Here is a 14965-nt window from a genome sequence, read left to right as displayed (position 1 = left end):
AATGCACCGGCTAGAGGGGGTACAAAGTGTCACCCCTCTAGCCCCGGCCCCGCGCATCGGCGATGCCGCAGCCCCTGCAATTCTGCTCTTTTCAAATACTCAAAAGTAACCGCCGGTCGCGCCAGCCTTCCGGTTCAGAACGGCGCGGGCAGGCGAAACTTGACCCCCGCCCCGCCTTCGGGGTGGCGCAGCCGCAACTCCTGGGCGTGCAGCATCAGGCGGGGATATTCGGCCGCACGTTCCGGCATGTACAACGGATCGCCCAGGATCGGATGGCCCAGCGCCAGCATATGCACCCGCAGTTGGTGACTGCGGCCAGTATGCGGCATCAGCTGAACCCGGCTTTCCTCCTCGGAGGCCTGCATCACCCGCCATTCGGTCAGCGCCGCTCGTCCGTCTTCGTGATCGACCTTTTGCAGCGGCCTGTTCGGCCAGTCGACGCGCAGCGGCAGGTCCACCTGCCCGGTCTTCGGCTGCAGACGCCCTTGAACCCGGGCCAGATAGGTCTTTTTCACCATGCGCTTTTCGAACTGCAGGCCAAGGTGCCGTTGCGCATGCGGCGTCAGGGCAAACACCATCACACCGGAGGTGTCCCGGTCCAGACGGTGCACCAGAAGCACCTGCGGAAAGGCCAGTTCCAACCGGGCGATCAGGCAGTCGCTCAACCCGTCGCCCTTGCCCGGCACCGACAACAGACCGGCGGGCTTGTTCACCACAAGCAGGGCCTGATCCTCGTGCAGGATCTCGATCGGGTCTGTGGGCGGGGCATATTCTGTCATCATCCGCCCCCCATGACAAAAGCAGCGCCAACCCGCAAGCACCCGACGCCCGGCATCACACTTTGACCCGCGCCCCGTCGGGGTCGTACATCGGCCGCGCCGACACGTCGGCCGCGACCCTGACCCCCGCCACGTCGATCTCGTAACGGCTGTCCAGAACCGCAGCGGGATCCTCGCCCGCGCAGGGCACATAGCCCAGGCCGACCGCCCCGCCCAGGCTGTGGCCGTAGGCGCCGGAGCTCACGTGGCCGACGATCCTGCCGTCGCGCAGGATCGGCTCGTTGTGGTAGAGCAGCGGTTCCGGATCCGACAGCCGGAACTGCAGCAGCCGCCGCGACAGCCCCGCCTCGCGCTTGCGCAGCACCGCCTCGCGGCCGATGAAATCACACCCCTTGCCGGTCTTCACCGCAAAGCCCAGACCGGCTTCGAGCACGTGATCCTCGCAGGTGATGTCATGGCCAAAATGCCGGAACGCCTTTTCCGTCCGGGCGCAGTCCATCGCATGCAGCCCGCAAAGGGTCAGCCCCTGTGCCTGCCCGGCCGCCATCAACGTCTCGAACACATGGGCCGCCATGTCGGTGCCGACATAGATCTCCCAGCCCAGTTCGCCGACGTAGGACACCCGGTGCGCCCGGGCCAGCCCCATGCCGATCTCGATCTCCTGGGCGGTGCCGAACGGATTCACCGCGTTCGAGAACTCTGCCGGAGAGGCAGCCTGCAACACCGCACGCGCCGATGGCCCCATCAGGGCCAGCACGGCTTCGCCCGCGGTCACATCGGTGATCACCACGCGGGCATCGCCGAGATGGCGGCGCAGCCAGGTTTCGTCAGCCAGCCGGGTGGCCGCCGGCGTCACCACCAGAAACACCGTCTCGGACAGCCGGGTGACGGTCACGTCCGCCTCGATTCCGCCTGCGGCGTTCAGGAACTGGGTGTAGACGATCCGCCCCACCGGCACCGCCATGTCGTTGCCGCAGATCCGGTTGAGAAAACCCTCGGCGTCCGGCCCCTCGACCCGCAGCTTGCCGAAAGAGGACATGTCATACATGCCGACCCCGGTGCGCAGGGCCCGGTGTTCGGCGGCCACGTTGGCAAAAAAGCTCTGCCGCTTCCAGCTGTAGGCATATTCCGCCGCCTGCCCCGGTGCCGCGAACCAGTTGGCCCGCTCCCAGCCTGCCAGTTCACCAAAGACCGCACCGCGATCGGCAAGCTGGGTATGAAAGGGCGAGCGGCGGATGCCGCGGGCCGTCGCCTTCTGGCGGAACGGGAAATGGTCGGCGTAAAGCAGGCCCAGCGTCTCGGTTGCCCGCGCGGCGAGGTACCGGCGGTTGCCCTGAAACGGCTGCATGCGCGCGATGTCGACATCACCGAGGTCAAACGGTCGTTCCCCGGCTTCCATCCACTGCGCTAGCGCCATGCCCGCGCCCCCCGCCGACTGGATGCCGATCGAGTTGAAGCCGGCCGCGACCCAGACATTTTCCATCTCGGGGGCGCGGCCCAGATGGTAGGCATCGTCGGGGGTAAAGCTTTCGGGACCGTTGAAGAAGGTGTGAATGCCGGCCTCGGCCAGAATCGGCATCCGGGCCACCGCCTGTTCCAGGATCGGTTCGAAATGGTCGAAATCTTCCGGCAGCTGATCGAATTCGAAATCCTGCGGGATGCCTGCCATTGCCCAGGGTTTGGCAAACGGTTCGAAGGCCCCGAGCATCAGCTTGCCCGCGTCCTCCTTGTAATAGGCGCATTCATCCGGCACCCGCAGGACCGGCAGCGCCGAGAGCCCGGGGATCGGTTCCGAGACGATGTAAAAGTGCTCGCACGCCTGCAACGGGACGTTCACCCCCAGCATCCGGCCCACCTCGTGCCCCCACATGCCGGCACAATTGACGACATGTTCGCAACTGATCTGGCCAGTGTCTCCGGTCTCGGTCCGGTACCTGACAGCATTCAGCCTGCGCCCCGCGCGGGTGACGCCGATGGCCTTGGTACGCTCGGCGATCACCGCCCCGCGCATCCGCGCGCCTTTGGCCAGCGCCAGGGCGATGTTGCCCGGGTCGCCCTGGCCGTCCTTGGGCAGGTAGACGCCCCCCTGAACGCCTTCGGTGTTGAGATGCGGATATTTGGCGGCGATCTCCGCGGTGCCGATCTCGTCGATCTCGACACCGAAGGCGCGCGCCATCGCTGCCGAGCGCCGCAACTCCTCGTGCCGGTCCGCCGTCAGCGCGACGGTGATCGACCCGACCCGCCTGAATCCAGTGGCGACGCCGGTTTCGGTTTCGAGCGCGCCGTAGAGTTCCTGGGAATACCTGGCCAGCCGGGTCATGTTCGCCGTGGCGCGCAGCTGCGCGATCAGACCCGCGGCGTGCCAGGTGGTGCCCGAAGTGAGCTGTTTGCGTTCCAGCAGGACGACATCGCTCCAGCCCAGCTTGGTCAGGTGATAGGCGACGGAGCAGCCGATGATGCCACCGCCGATGATTACGACGCGGGCCTGGGTCGGGAGGGTCATGGCGAGCCTTTCATCGCAGGGTTTGCAGGATTTCGGTTTCGGGCGCCGACGCGCCCGACCGGTTCGGGGGCGGGATATTCAGGCCCCGGAGAATCAGTGGGCATGGGGTGGTCATGTCAGGGTGTGACCTGCGGCTGTCAGGGCACGGGACGTGGCCGCAATATGCGCCGGGCCGACTTCGCAGCAGCCACCGATCAGGGTGGCGCCAAGATCGGCCCAGTGCAGTGCATGTCTGGCATAGGCCTCGGGGGTAAGATCGTGGCGGGCGGAGAGGCTGTCGACGGTGGGCTTGTCCTTGAGAAAATCCGGCGTGATGGCGGTGAACCCATTGGCATAGGCGCCAAAGGGCAGGCCGTCGGCCGAAAGGATACCAAGCGCTGCCGGGACCGCCTCGGGTGCGGAACAGTTCACCAGAAGCGCCTCGACGCCGTCTGCCGCAATGTCCAGCGCCGCGACGAGCGGCTCGCCGGATCGCAGGCGGGTGCCGTCACTGTCCATCACCGTGAACGAGAGCCAGACCGGCAGGCCCGCGGCTCGTGCGCCGCCGAGCACGCTGCGGGCGTGGTCGAGCGAGGCGACGGTTTCACAGGCCATGAGGTCGCAGCCCGGGGCAAGCAGGCGGGCCACTTCGGCATAGAGCGGAACCGCCTCCTGCGCCGGCGGGTGCAGGTCGGGGCGGTAGCTGGCGCGCAGCGGGCCGAGGCATCCGGCGACGCGACCGCCGCCGGCGCGGTCGCGGGCGGCCGTCGCCTGTGTCACCGAGGTGCGCAGCAGATCTTCGAAGCGGTCCTCAAGCCCGGTGCCGACCAGCCGGTCGCGGTGTACGGCATAGCTGTTGGCCTTGGCCATGCGCGCCCCGGCGGCAAAGAAATCGTCGTGCACGCTGCCGACCAGATCCGGGGTATCCGCCATCACTTGTGTCGCCCAGAGCGGCGTCGGCTCCCGCCCCGAGCGGTGGATCAGTTCCTGTCCCATGCCGCCGTCCATCAAGGTGATCGTGCTCATGACTTTGTCCCTGCGCTGTGAGGTTGCGGTGTGGCGGTCCTGGCCGCTGCGGTGGTGCAGGTCGGCGTGCTGCCGGTCCGCGGTGTGTCGAACAGGTCCGGCATCAGGCGCGCAGCCTGGAATTTTCCGGATCCCAGAGCGGGCCGTCCGGCTGCACGATGGCCCGGCGCAACCGTCCATAGATTTCGACCGCGACTTCGGTGCCCGGGGTGGCGAGATCGGCGCGCAACATCCCGAGTGCAACCGAAGCGTTCACCCGGTAGCCCCAGGCGCCGCTGGTGGTTTCCCCCACCACCCTGCCGTCATGCCAGATAGAGGACATGTAGGGCGCGTCGCAGTCTTCGGCGTCAACAATGAGGGTGACAAAACGTTTTGTCGGGCGAGCAGCCTGTTCCGCCTGCAATGCGGCCTTTCCGGGAAAGTCCTGCGGTTTGTCGAGCTTGACGAAGCGGTCAAGCCCGGCCTCCAGCAGGGTGTAGTCGGTCGACAGATCCGCCTTCCAGGCGCGGTATGCCTTTTCGATGCGCAGGGAATTCAGGGCGAACATGCCGAAGGGTTTCAGCCCGTGCGGCGCACCGGCCTGCATCAGCATGTCATGGATCGCTGCGCTGTCGGCCGTTTTCGCGTGGATTTCCCAACCGAGTTCACCGGCAAAGCTGACCCGCACCAGTTGCACCCAGATGCCGTTCAGCTGCGCCGACTGGTGGCTGAGCCAGGGCAGGCTGAGGTCGGCATCGGTCACACTGGCCAGGATCTCGCGTGATCTTGGTCCCGTGAGGATCTGACAGGAAAAGTCCCGGGTCACGTCAGTCAGGGCAAAGGCGGCATTCTCGGGCCGGTGGCGCTGCAACCATTCGAGATCGTGCCACTGCGCGACGGCAGCAGTGATGAGAAAGAAGAAATCCTCGTCCAGACGCATGGCCGACATTTCGGTCACGATGCGCCCGCGTTCGTCGGCAAAATACAGCAGCCCGATGCGGCCGACCGCGGGCAGGCTGCCGCTGCAGAGGCCGCGCAGGAATTCCGCCGCGCCGTCACCCTGAAGACGGTAGCGGGAAAATCCCGGCAGATCGAGCAGGCCGGCCGTATCGCGCACGGCCGCGCATTCCTCGCGAATGCGCTGCTGCCAGGGGCCGGCCCGGTGCCAGGTCCGGGTCGAATCCTCCGAGGTGTCATCGCCTGGCCGGGCAAACCAGTTGGCACGTTCCCAACCGTTGTAGGCCCCCATCACGCCGCCCAGTTCGATCACCCGCTCATGCGCCGGCGACAGCTTCTTGTCCCGCCCTGCGGGCCAGCTGTGCCAGGGAAAGTGCATCGCATACTCGTGCCCGTAGGTTTCGACCGCCTTCCTGTCGCAGTAATCCTGGTCCGTGTAATCCGAGTAGCGGCGCGGATCGACCGCCCACATGTCCCATTCGGTCTGGCCTTCGGTCACCCATTCGGCGAGCACCTTGCCGGCCCCGCCTGACTGGGTGATGCCAAAGGTGAACACGCAGGCCTCATAGGCATTCGGCACCCCCGGCATCGGCCCGAGCAACGGCAGCCCGTCGGGGGCATAGGGAATCGGACCGTTGATGACGCGCCCCACGCCCGCCGTTCCCAGGATCGGCACCCGTGCCATCGCATCCTCGATGTACCACTCCAGGCGGTCCAGATCGTCGGGATAGAGCTGGAAGGAAAAGTCGTCGGGCATCGGGTCGTCCGGTGTGGTCCAGTGTGCCCGGCAGTTGCGCTCATACGGTCCGAGGTTCAGACCGTGCTTGTCCTGCCGCAGGTAATACGAACTGTCGACGTCCCGCAGCAGCGGCACCTTGCGACCATGCGCCTTTGTCCAGGCTTCGAGTTCGGGAATCTCTTCGGTCAGGAAGTACTGGTGCGACATCACCGTCATCGGAACGGTGCGCCCGCCGAACGGCCGAAACCACTCGCCGACCCGCTGCGCATAATATCCGGCGGCGTTGACCACCTTTTCGCAGCGGATGTCTCCCTTGTGGGTGTGCACGATCCATTCGCCGCCCTGGCGGCTGACCCCGGTGGCCGGGCAGAAACGTTCGATCCGGGCCCCGGCCAGCCGCGCGCCCTTGGCCAGCGCCTGCGTCAGCTGCGCCGGGTCGATGTCGCCATCGTCCGGATCCCACAGCCCCCCCGCGAGATCGTGGGTTTCCAGAAACGGATAGGCGTTCTTCATGTCCGCCACCGACATCATCTCGATCGCCAGCCCCTGATGCTGCCCCATGGCTCTTGCGCGCTCGAATTCCATCATGCGGTTCTTGTCATGCGCCAGACGGATCGACCCGGTGACGTGATAGTTCATCGGGTAGTCGACCTGCTCTGCCAGCCCGGCAAACAGGCCCAGCGAATAGCGCTGCATGTTCATCACGGCCCAGGAAGTGCTGAAGGACGGACAGTTTCCCGCCGCGTGCCAGGTGCTGCCCGCCGTCAGCTCATTCTTTTCCAGCAGGACCACATCCCAGCCGGTTCTGGCGATGTGATAGGCGCAGGATGCCCCGACCGCACCGCCACCGATGATGACCACCCGGGCCTGTGTCGGAAAATCGTTCATGTCTCTCTCCCTCATTCCAGAACCAGACGCACGGCGAGCCCGCCGAAAACCACGGCGCTCAGGCGGTTCATCAGCCTTGCCCGGGTGCGCAGCGCGGCGCCAAAAAACCCCGCCAGCGCCCCGTAGGCGCCGGTGATCACCAGTCCCGTGGTCACGAAGATCGCGCCAAGGGTCATCATCTGCGGAGCCACCGGCCCCAGGGCGGGATCGGTGAACTGCGGCAGAAAGGCGAGGATGAACAATCCCACCTTCGGATTGAGCACGTTGGTCAGCATTCCGCGCGCAAAGGCCCGTCGCAGACTGTGCACGCCGGTGACGCGGCGCTCTCCGGCGGTGGCAGTCCAGGCGCTCAGGGCGAGCCAGAGAAGATAGGCCGCGCCGCCCCAGCGCAGGATTGTCAGGGCCTGCGGCATGGCTTGCAGCGCCGCCGCCACACCCAGCACCGTCAGGGCGATGTGAAAAACCGACCCCATGGCGATGCCCGCCGCAGCCGCAATGCCTGCCCGGCTCCCCCCCTGCGCACCGCAGGCCATTGCGAACATCACATCCACCCCGGGTGTCAGGTTGAGCAGGATCCCCGCGCCGGCAAAGGCCAGCAGGCTGAAGGGGTCCATGGCCAGTAAGGTCTCGATCATGCGGTCAGTCCTTTTGCGGCAGCCCGTCGCTCAGGGCATGATAATCCCCTTTGCCGACGGTAAAGTTGTGCTTTTCCGATCGCAGGCCGGTCGGCGTGGCAGGGGTCGAGAATGTGATCGCGCCACAGGCGCAGCTGCCCCGGATCATGTCATCGCCCGGTGCTCAGCGCGCTGCCGCCCAGCAGCAGGCCGTAGAACAGAAAGCACCCCGCCATGACCCGGCGCACGACGGTGTTGCCGACGGCGCCCAGTGCCGCACGGCCAAGGCCTGCCCCAAGGCCGGTATAGGTGCAATAACTGGCGGCGGTGATGGTCAGCGCGGTGGGCACGATCAGACCCATCTGCGCTGCGACGGGCACGTCGGGCTGAACGAACTGCGAAAAGGCGGCAAGGTAGCCCGCGACAGATTTCGGGTTGATGGTCGCGATCAGGAAGGCGCGTGTGTAGATATGGCCGGAGGGAGGTGTCGTCAGGTGTACCGGGGTCGCGGCGGCGCGCCAGTTGCGGATCCCGGTCCAGATCAGAAAGCCGGAACCGACCAGTTTGGCAATGAAAAAGCCGGTGGGCGAGGCGGTGAGCAGCGCGGTGATCCCTGCGGCGGACAGCACCAGAAACAGCAGCGCCTGCGTCAGAATTCCCAGCACCCCCCAGAGAGCGCGGAGAAAGCCGAAGGTCATGCCGTTCTGGATGCAATTCACCGCATTAGGGCCGGGAGAGGTCACAAAAACCACCCAGAACAGGGCAAAGACGCTCCAGGCATGAAACGACACGGCCGTCTCCTCAGTAGACTGGCGGCGCGATCACCCAGATCGCCACGGCCGGTGCATCATAGGGATTTATCCAGCGGAACGGTTCACCGCGAATGCGAAAACTGTCGCCGGGAGACAGGGCAAAGCGTCGTCCGGCGATATCGAGGTCAAGCTTTCCCGAGACGATGTAGCCGAGCTCCTGTGTCGGGCGTGTCACCGTCTCGCCGATCTCGGAGCGGGGCGCGAAGGTGGAATGCACCACCTCGAAATCATCCGTCAGGTCCGGCGACAGCAATTCCTCGACCAGTCCCGCCGCGCCGGGACCGATGGACCGCCGCGCGCCCTTGCGGACAATGTACCCCGTTTCCTCGGCGGGTGACCGGGCCTGGCCGAACAGCATCGACACCGGCACTTCCAGTGTCGCGGCGATCTGGCGCAGATCTGTTACCGAGGGCTCTGAAAGATCGCGCTCCACCTGGCTGAGCCAACCGACCGAACGTCCCAGTTGTGCCGCCAGGTCGATCAGCGTCAGACGCCGGGCTTTGCGCAGGGCGCGCAGATCGGCCCCGAGCGTGCGAAGATGATCGGGCACGACGTGTTGCATCAGCGACTCGGATTTCCGTGAAATTATGTCACTCGATTTCACGGTGTCACAGGATCATGAAAATACCAAGACTTTTTTCACATGCGCAGCGGTTCGTGCGGGGCGGCCCGAGGAACCGGCCAGTGGCCGGTGACGAGACATCCGGCGCGCGCCCCGCAGGGCGCGCTCCGCTGGATCACGGCTGGCCGACACCGCGAAAGGTTGCATCCAGGATGGCAGACAGGGCGTCGGCATCGCCCTGGGTGAAGGCGTCCGGCAAGTCGCTGTCGATGTCGAAAACCCCCAGCAATTGCCCGGCGTCGTTCAGCACGGGCAGAACCAGTTCCGAACGAGTCGAACTGGCACAGGCGATGTGACCGGGAAACGCCTCGACATCGGCGACGATCTGCGCTGTCCGCGTGCGCGCCGCAGCGCCGCAGACGCCGCGCGCAAACGGGATCACCAGACAGCCGTGCCCGCCCTGGTACGGGCCGATCTTGAGCAGTTCGGGCGCCACCACCCGATAAAATCCGGTCCAGTCAAAGCGCTCGTCCGCATGATGAATTTCGCAGGCCACGGTCGCCATCAGCGCCACGACATCGGTCTCGCCTTCGGTCAAGGCAGCGATGGTCCGGGTCACGGTCGGGTAGTCGATATGCATGATTTTCCTTTTGGTCGGCTGTGCGGGTCAGAACCGCTCGATCGCGATTGCAGTGGCTTCGCCGCCACCGATGCAGATTGCGGCCACGCCGCGCTGCAGCCCGCGTCTTTCCAGAGCGTTCAGCAGTGTCACCATGATCCGTGCGCCGCTGGCGCCGATGGGATGGCCCAGTGCACAGGCACCGCCATGCACGTTGACGATGTCGCGGTCCAGACCCATTTCCCGCATGAAGGCCATCGGCACGACCGCAAAGGCTTCGTTCACCTCCCAGAGGTCGACGTCCGCCACCTGCCAGCCGATCCGCGCCAGCAGCTTGCGTGCGGCGGGCACCGGCGCGGTGGTGAACAGGCCCGGAGCCTGGGCATGGCTGGCATGGCCCTGAATGCGCGCGCGCGGTGTCGCGCCGACCGCCTCTGCCCCGGCCAGACTGCTCAGCACCAGTGCCGCCGCGCCATCCGAGATGGAGGAGCTGTTCGCCGGGGTCACGGTGCCATCGCGGCGGAAGGCAGGTTTCAGATGCGGGATCTTTTCCGGCCTGGCCTGTCCGGGCTGTTCATCCTCGGACACGCTCAGGTCGCCCTTGCGGGTCGTGACCGTCACCGGAGTGATCTCGCGACTGAAGGCTCCCCCCTGTTGCGCCGCCAGAGCGTTCGACAGGGATCGCAGCGCATATTCATCCTGCGCCTCCCGGGAGAACTGGTACATCTCGGCGCAGTCTTCCGCAAAGGTGCCCATCAGGCGGCCGGGATCATAGGCATCCTCAAGACCATCGAGGAACATGTGGTCCACCACCTGACCATGGCCCAAACGGGCGCCACCACGCATCTTCGGCAGCAGGTAGGGTGCGTTGGTCATGCTCTCCATGCCGCCCGCCACCATCACATCCGCATGGCCAAGCGCGATCCGGTCAAATGCCAGCATCGCCGCCTTCATTCCCGATCCGCACATCTTGTTCAGGGTGGTCGCGGGCACCTCATCCCCCAGACCGGCGGCGAATCCGGCCTGTCGCGCCGGGGCCTGGCCCTGACCGGCCGGCAGCACGCAGCCCATCAGAACTTCGTCCACCGCAGGGTTCCCGGCCTGTTGCAGAGCGGCCCGGATCGCGCTGCCGCCCAGAACCGCGGCGCTGGTGTCCGAGAACACCCCCTGAAAACCGCCCATGGCGGTGCGCGCCGCCCCGGTGATGACAACTTGCATGGTCTTGCACTCCCTGACCCGATCACGGCCCCTGATGACGGAATGGTAAGCTTTGGCGCCTAGGGTGCAAGCAGGTTACAAGCGGAAAGCAATTCATGACTCTCAACTGCCGAACCGTCGGGGATGTCCAGGTGATCCTGGTCGAAGACGCCCGAATCGACGCCTCGGTCGCCATCCGGTTCAAGGATCAGATGCGCGAACTCACCGCCACCGCGCCGTCGCGGGTGGTGCTCGACCTGCACAGGGTGGATTTTGTCGATTCCAGTGGGCTGGGGGCAATTGTCGCAGCCATGAAGCAGCTGAAAAGCGATCAGAGGCTCGATCTCGCAGGGCTGACCCCCGGTGTCGACAAAGTGTTCCGACTGACCCGCATGGATTCGATTTTTGCGATTCACAGCGATCTCGATGCCGCGCTCGCTCCCGCCGCTCGCTGACCCCTCTGCCGCCCTTCGCGCTGCGCAGTTGTATGCCGGCGAATTGCACTCCGTCCCCGAATCGGTGCGCGGCACTCTGAGACAGGTCACCCGCGTCCTGAAGTCCTGCGGCATCCCGCGGGCCCCGAGAGGGCTGGTCGAACTGGTGCTGGCTGAATCGCTGAACAACATTGTCGAGCACGCCTACCGCGGCCGGACCGATGGCATGATAACCGTCACCGTCACCCTGAAAGACCGCCTGCTGAGGCTGGCCATATGTGATCAGGGACATCCGCTGCCCGGTGGTGACCTGCCTTCGGGGCGGGCGGCGCAGCTCGATGTGCCGCGCGGCGACCTGCCCGAAGGCGGCTTCGGCTGGCACCTGATCCGAAGCCTCGCACGTCAGCTTGACTACAAGCGGACCGGCACCGTCAACCAGTTGGTGATCACACTGGATCTGGACACACTGAACTAGCGGCAGACCCGAGCCGGTGGGACCGCCAAACCATGCCCACCCAAATCGACACATGCCGCCGAATGGCCATGATTCCGGCCAAATGCGGCCCGACTCCAAAGTCATAAGGACAGTGTAGCTTCCAACAGCTTCCCTCGGCGCCGCGCCTTAACAGCCCCCACCCAGTGTGCGGCGCCGGGGTTCTTTTTCCAGTAGCCTGGAAAGACAGCACCGCTCCCCTGATAAATCGGTCCCGGCCCAGCAGATTTGGCTTCCGTTCGTCGCGACCGGTGGCTGAACACGTCCGCGATCCGAGAATGCGACCTGCATGGATTGCGCACATTCCGCGCCCCCCCTATCGTGCCGGAAAACGGGAACGGAGGCACCGACAGATGCGCGATTTTCAAACCCCAGGCCGCTCGCCGGTCCTCGCCACGAACGGTCTGTGCGCCACGTCGCACCCGCTGGCGGCACAGGCCGCGATCACCCTTTTGCAGGCTGGCGGCAATGCGGTTGATGCGGCCATCGCCGGCGCCGCGATTCTGGGCCTTGCCGAACCCGCGATGACCGGAATCGGCGGCGACTGCTTTGCGCTGATCTCGCCAGCCGGGGGCGATGACATCATCGCCGTCAACGGGTCCGGTCGCGCTCCTGCCGCCGCCAGCGCTTTGGCGCTGCGCGAGGCGGGCCGCGCAACCATACCTCTGAACACGGCCGATGCCGTCACCATTCCCGGCGCCATCGACGCGTTTTGCACGATGTCCGAAAAATGGGGGAAACTCGGGATCGCCGACAGCCTTGCGCCCGCGATCCGCTACATGGACAGCGGCATTCCCGTCGCGCCGCGCGTCGCCTTCGATTGGGCGGCGGCCGAAGGCACCCTGCAGGGCCATGCGCGCAGGCACTACCTGAACAACGGCGCACCGCTGAAAAAAGGCGAGGTGTTTGCCCTGCCCGGGAATGCCGAAGTGCTGCGCCGCGTTGCCGCGCAGGGCCGGAGCGCGTTTTACGAAGGTGAAGTGGCGGATGACATCCGCGCCACACTGAACGCAATTGGTGGCCTGCACAGCGCCGAGGATTTCGCCGCGACCGCGAACACTGTGGGCGATCCGATCAGCGGATCGTACAAGGGCCGCGAACTGTGCGAACATCCGCCGAACGGACAGGGCGCAACGGCGATCCTGCTGCTCAACATCCTGGCGCAGTTCGACATTGCCGCGATGGATCCTTTCGGCACACAGCGGGCCCATATCGAGGCCGAGGCCACGAAGCTGGCTTACGACACCCGAAACCGCTTCATGTCCGACCCCGCGAACATGACCCGGCTCGATCACATGCTGTCGATGGACACGGCTGCGCGGCTGGCGGCGCTGATTGATCCCAGGCGCGCGATGCCCTCGGCCACCCGCATTTCCGAAGCGGTGCACAAGGACACGATCTATATCACCGTGGTTGACCGCGACCATATGGCAGTGTCCCTGATCTATTCGATCTTCCACAGTTTCGGGTCGGGCATCGCGTCGGAAAAATTCGGCATCCTGTTGCAGAACCGGGGCGCCGGGTTCTCGCTGGTCGAGGGGCACCCGAATGAACTGGGCGGCGGCAAGCGCCCGATGCACACGATCATTCCGGCAATGATCCGTGACGGCGGCCGCGTCAGCATGCCGTTCGGGGTCATGGGTGGACAGTACCAGTCATGCGGCCATGCGCGGATGGTCAGCAACTGGACCGACTTCGGGCTGGATCCGCAGACCGCCCTGGATTCACCGCGCAGTTTTGCCGAGGGCGCGACCCTGCAGGTCGAACGCGGCTATTCCGACACGGTGCGCGCCGAGCTAGCGGCGCTGGGGCATGACGTGGTCATTCCCGACGGGCCGATCGGGGGAGCGCAGGCGATCCTGATTCACGAAAACGGCGTGCTCGAGGGCGCATCAGACCCACGCAAGGACGGTTGCGCGATCGGCTACTGATCGTTTGAGGTCACGGCTGGAACAGCACCGGGCCGGCGGCACTCATTCTGAATGTGCCGGGCCGGAACCCGCAAAGGGGTCAGTAACTGTATTCCTTGTAGATCCGGCTGAGATCGCCGTTCCAGTCGCCGTGATACTGCTCCAGCAACTCGTCTGCCGGGGTCTTGCCGGTGTCGACGCTTTCGCGCAGGGCGCTCAGGAAATGGGTCTCGTCCGGCACAAGCCCACCGGCGCCGGTGCGGGCGCGGGACTTCAGACCGGCTTCCGAGAGGTCCAGCACCTCGCGCGCCAGTTCGAGCATGTCGATCTTGCCGACTTTCGCCTGAAGCGCGTCGACCGATGCCGCGACCCGCAGGGCTTCGCGCGTTTCGGCGTCCCAGCCCTTGACCAGATCCCAGGCCGCATCCAGCGCGCCCTGATCGTACATCAGACCGACCCAGAAGGCCGGCAGCGCGCAGAGACGCCGCCAGGGTCCGCCATCTGCGCCGCGCATCTCGATGTATTTCTTCACCCGCGCCTCGGGGAAGGCCGTCGTCAGATGATCGGCCCAGTCGCTCAGCGTCGGACGTTCCCCCGGCAGGGCGGGCAGTTCGCCGCGCAGGAAATCGCGGAACGACATCCCCAGCGCGTCGATGTACTTGCCGTCGCGGTAGACAAAGTACATCGGCACATCGAGCGCATACTGCACCCAGCGCTCAAAGCCGAATCCTTCCTCGAACACGAACGGCACCATGCCGGTACGCGCCGCATCAAGATCACGCCACACGCGCGAGCGCCAGGATTTGTGTCCGTTCACCTTTCCCTCGAAGAACGGCGAATTGGCGAACAGGGCGACGGCGACCGGCTGCAACGCGATGGCGACGCGCATTTTCTGCACCATGTCCGCCTCGGAGCCGAAATCGAGATTGACCTGAACGGTGCAGGTCCGCCGCATCATCACCCGGCCCATCGTGCCGACGCGGCCCATGTAGGCATCCATCAGCTTGTAACGGCCCTTGGGCATCAGATCCATTTGCTCGTGCAGCCAGACCGGCGCCGCGCCCAGGCCGATGAAGCCGGCGCCGATGCGGTCGGCAACCTCTTTGACTTCGCGTAGGTGCTGGTTCACCTCGTCACAGGTCTCGTGGATCGTCTCGAGCGGGGCACCCGAGAGTTCGAGCGCGCCACCCGGTTCAAGACTGATATTGGCCAGACCCTTGGTCAGCCCGGTCAGCTTGCCGCCCTCGACCACCGGATCCCAGCCGTGACTGTCGCGCAGCCCTTCGAGCATGGCGCGGATCGAGCGGTCGCCCTCGTACGGCAGTGGCAGCAGCGTGTCCTTGCAATAGCCGAACTTCTCGTGCTCGGTGCCGATGCGCCAATCTTCGCGGGGTTTGCAGCCAGAGGCCATGTATTCAGCCAGCTGGTCGTGATGTTCGATCAAACCGCCGCCGGATTGAGGAATGGACATGGG

The 14965-nt window shown here is 65.6% G+C and carries 14 protein-coding genes; 3 read left to right on the top strand and 11 right to left on the bottom strand.

Annotated features, from left to right (window positions below; translation table 11 throughout):
• Positions 1-134: 134 nt before the first annotated feature.
• The 10 genes from FOY53_RS01740 to FOY53_RS01700 all read right to left on the bottom strand — a co-directional run bounded on the left by FOY53_RS01740 (position 135) and on the right by FOY53_RS01700 (position 10675).
• Positions 135-782, bottom strand: a complete 648-nt coding sequence (locus FOY53_RS01740; RefSeq protein WP_186766479.1) for an RluA family pseudouridine synthase — start codon at positions 780-782, stop codon at positions 135-137.
• A gap of 52 nt (positions 783-834) precedes the next feature.
• A complete protein-coding gene (locus tag FOY53_RS01735) occupies positions 835-3282 on the bottom strand; it encodes a GcvT family protein (RefSeq protein WP_146585040.1) in 2448 nt (815 codons plus the stop codon).
• A gap of 111 nt (positions 3283-3393) precedes the next feature.
• Positions 3394-4287, bottom strand: coding sequence for a homocysteine S-methyltransferase family protein (locus FOY53_RS01730; protein ID WP_146585038.1), 894 nt, complete (start codon positions 4285-4287; stop codon positions 3394-3396).
• 103 nt (positions 4288-4390) lie between these two features.
• Positions 4391-6850, bottom strand: a complete 2460-nt coding sequence (locus FOY53_RS01725) for a GcvT family protein (protein WP_146585036.1) — start codon at positions 6848-6850, stop codon at positions 4391-4393.
• 11 nt (positions 6851-6861) lie between these two features.
• Positions 6862-7485, bottom strand: coding sequence for a LysE family translocator (locus FOY53_RS01720; protein WP_146585033.1), 624 nt, complete (start codon positions 7483-7485; stop codon positions 6862-6864).
• Between the two features lie 4 nt (positions 7486-7489).
• Positions 7490-7633, bottom strand: a complete 144-nt coding sequence (locus tag FOY53_RS22920) for a hypothetical protein (protein ID WP_186766478.1) — start codon at positions 7631-7633, stop codon at positions 7490-7492.
• A gap of 1 nt (position 7634) precedes the next feature.
• Complete coding sequence (locus FOY53_RS01715; RefSeq protein WP_146585031.1) at positions 7635-8255, bottom strand: LysE family translocator; 621 nt, start codon at positions 8253-8255, stop codon at positions 7635-7637.
• A 10-nt stretch (positions 8256-8265) separates the two neighbouring features.
• Positions 8266-8838, bottom strand: a complete 573-nt coding sequence (locus FOY53_RS01710) for a helix-turn-helix domain-containing protein (protein ID WP_146585030.1) — start codon at positions 8836-8838, stop codon at positions 8266-8268.
• Positions 8839-9013: 175 nt separating this feature from the next.
• Positions 9014-9478 (bottom strand): free L-methionine (R)-S-oxide reductase MsrC, encoded by a 465-nt coding sequence (locus FOY53_RS01705; protein WP_146585027.1) that lies wholly within the window; start codon positions 9476-9478, stop codon positions 9014-9016.
• A gap of 27 nt (positions 9479-9505) precedes the next feature.
• Complete coding sequence (locus tag FOY53_RS01700) at positions 9506-10675, bottom strand: thiolase family protein (RefSeq protein WP_146585025.1); 1170 nt, start codon at positions 10673-10675, stop codon at positions 9506-9508.
• A gap of 95 nt (positions 10676-10770) precedes the next feature.
• On the opposite strand from FOY53_RS01700, the gene FOY53_RS01695 reads away from it, so the two are divergent.
• The 3 genes from FOY53_RS01695 to FOY53_RS01685 all read left to right on the top strand — a co-directional run bounded on the left by FOY53_RS01695 (position 10771) and on the right by FOY53_RS01685 (position 13512).
• Entirely contained in the window at positions 10771-11109 is a 339-nt protein-coding gene (locus FOY53_RS01695) for an STAS domain-containing protein (protein WP_146585023.1), read from the top strand.
• The gene (locus tag FOY53_RS01690) at positions 11081-11563 is read left to right on the top strand and encodes an ATP-binding protein (RefSeq protein WP_146585021.1); all 483 of its coding nucleotides are present in this window, start codon (positions 11081-11083) and stop codon (positions 11561-11563) included. The genes FOY53_RS01695 and FOY53_RS01690 overlap by 29 nt, the downstream gene beginning before the upstream one ends.
• 371 nt (positions 11564-11934) lie before the next feature.
• Positions 11935-13512, top strand: a complete 1578-nt coding sequence (locus FOY53_RS01685; RefSeq protein ID WP_146585020.1) for a gamma-glutamyltransferase family protein — start codon at positions 11935-11937, stop codon at positions 13510-13512.
• A gap of 79 nt (positions 13513-13591) precedes the next feature.
• Here the strand turns inward: FOY53_RS01685 and FOY53_RS01680 are convergent, their stop codons facing one another.
• Positions 13592-14962: a glutamate--cysteine ligase gene (locus tag FOY53_RS01680; protein WP_146585018.1), complete on the bottom strand. Its 1371-nt coding sequence runs from the start codon at positions 14960-14962 to the stop codon at positions 13592-13594.
• Positions 14963-14965: the final 3 nt, after the last annotated feature.

Origin of the sequence: Puniceibacterium confluentis, assembly GCF_007923445.1 — a bacterium.
Taxonomy (GTDB): domain Bacteria; phylum Pseudomonadota; class Alphaproteobacteria; order Rhodobacterales; family Rhodobacteraceae; genus Puniceibacterium; species Puniceibacterium confluentis.
Note: the sequence above shows the minus strand (reverse complement) of the source record. Positions and strands in the feature narration are given on the sequence as shown.

Bases quoted from the DNA above. Each gene is read 5' to 3' on its own strand.
- FOY53_RS01740 (WP_186766479.1), bottom strand. From the start codon at position 782: ATGATGACAGAATATGCCCCGCCCACAGACCCGATCGAGATCCTGCAC.
- FOY53_RS01735 (WP_146585040.1), bottom strand. From the start codon at position 3,282: ATGACCCTCCCGACCCAGGCCCGCGTCGTAATCATCGGCGGTGGCATC.
- FOY53_RS01730 (WP_146585038.1), bottom strand. From the start codon at position 4,287: ATGAGCACGATCACCTTGATGGACGGCGGCATGGGACAGGAACTGATC.
- FOY53_RS01725 (WP_146585036.1), bottom strand. From the start codon at position 6,850: ATGAACGATTTTCCGACACAGGCCCGGGTGGTCATCATCGGTGGCGGT.
- FOY53_RS01720 (WP_146585033.1), bottom strand. From the start codon at position 7,485: ATGATCGAGACCTTACTGGCCATGGACCCCTTCAGCCTGCTGGCCTTT.
- FOY53_RS22920 (WP_186766478.1), bottom strand. From the start codon at position 7,633: ATGATCCGGGGCAGCTGCGCCTGTGGCGCGATCACATTCTCGACCCCT.
- FOY53_RS01710 (WP_146585030.1), bottom strand. From the start codon at position 8,838: ATGCAACACGTCGTGCCCGATCATCTTCGCACGCTCGGGGCCGATCTG.
- FOY53_RS01705 (WP_146585027.1), bottom strand. From the start codon at position 9,478: ATGCATATCGACTACCCGACCGTGACCCGGACCATCGCTGCCTTGACC.
- FOY53_RS01700 (WP_146585025.1), bottom strand. From the start codon at position 10,675: ATGCAAGTTGTCATCACCGGGGCGGCGCGCACCGCCATGGGCGGTTTT.
- FOY53_RS01695 (WP_146585023.1), top strand. From the start codon at position 10,771: ATGACTCTCAACTGCCGAACCGTCGGGGATGTCCAGGTGATCCTGGTC.
- FOY53_RS01690 (WP_146585021.1), top strand. From the start codon at position 11,081: ATGCCGCGCTCGCTCCCGCCGCTCGCTGACCCCTCTGCCGCCCTTCGC.
- FOY53_RS01685 (WP_146585020.1), top strand. From the start codon at position 11,935: ATGCGCGATTTTCAAACCCCAGGCCGCTCGCCGGTCCTCGCCACGAAC.
- FOY53_RS01680 (WP_146585018.1), bottom strand. From the start codon at position 14,962: ATGTCCATTCCTCAATCCGGCGGCGGTTTGATCGAACATCACGACCAG.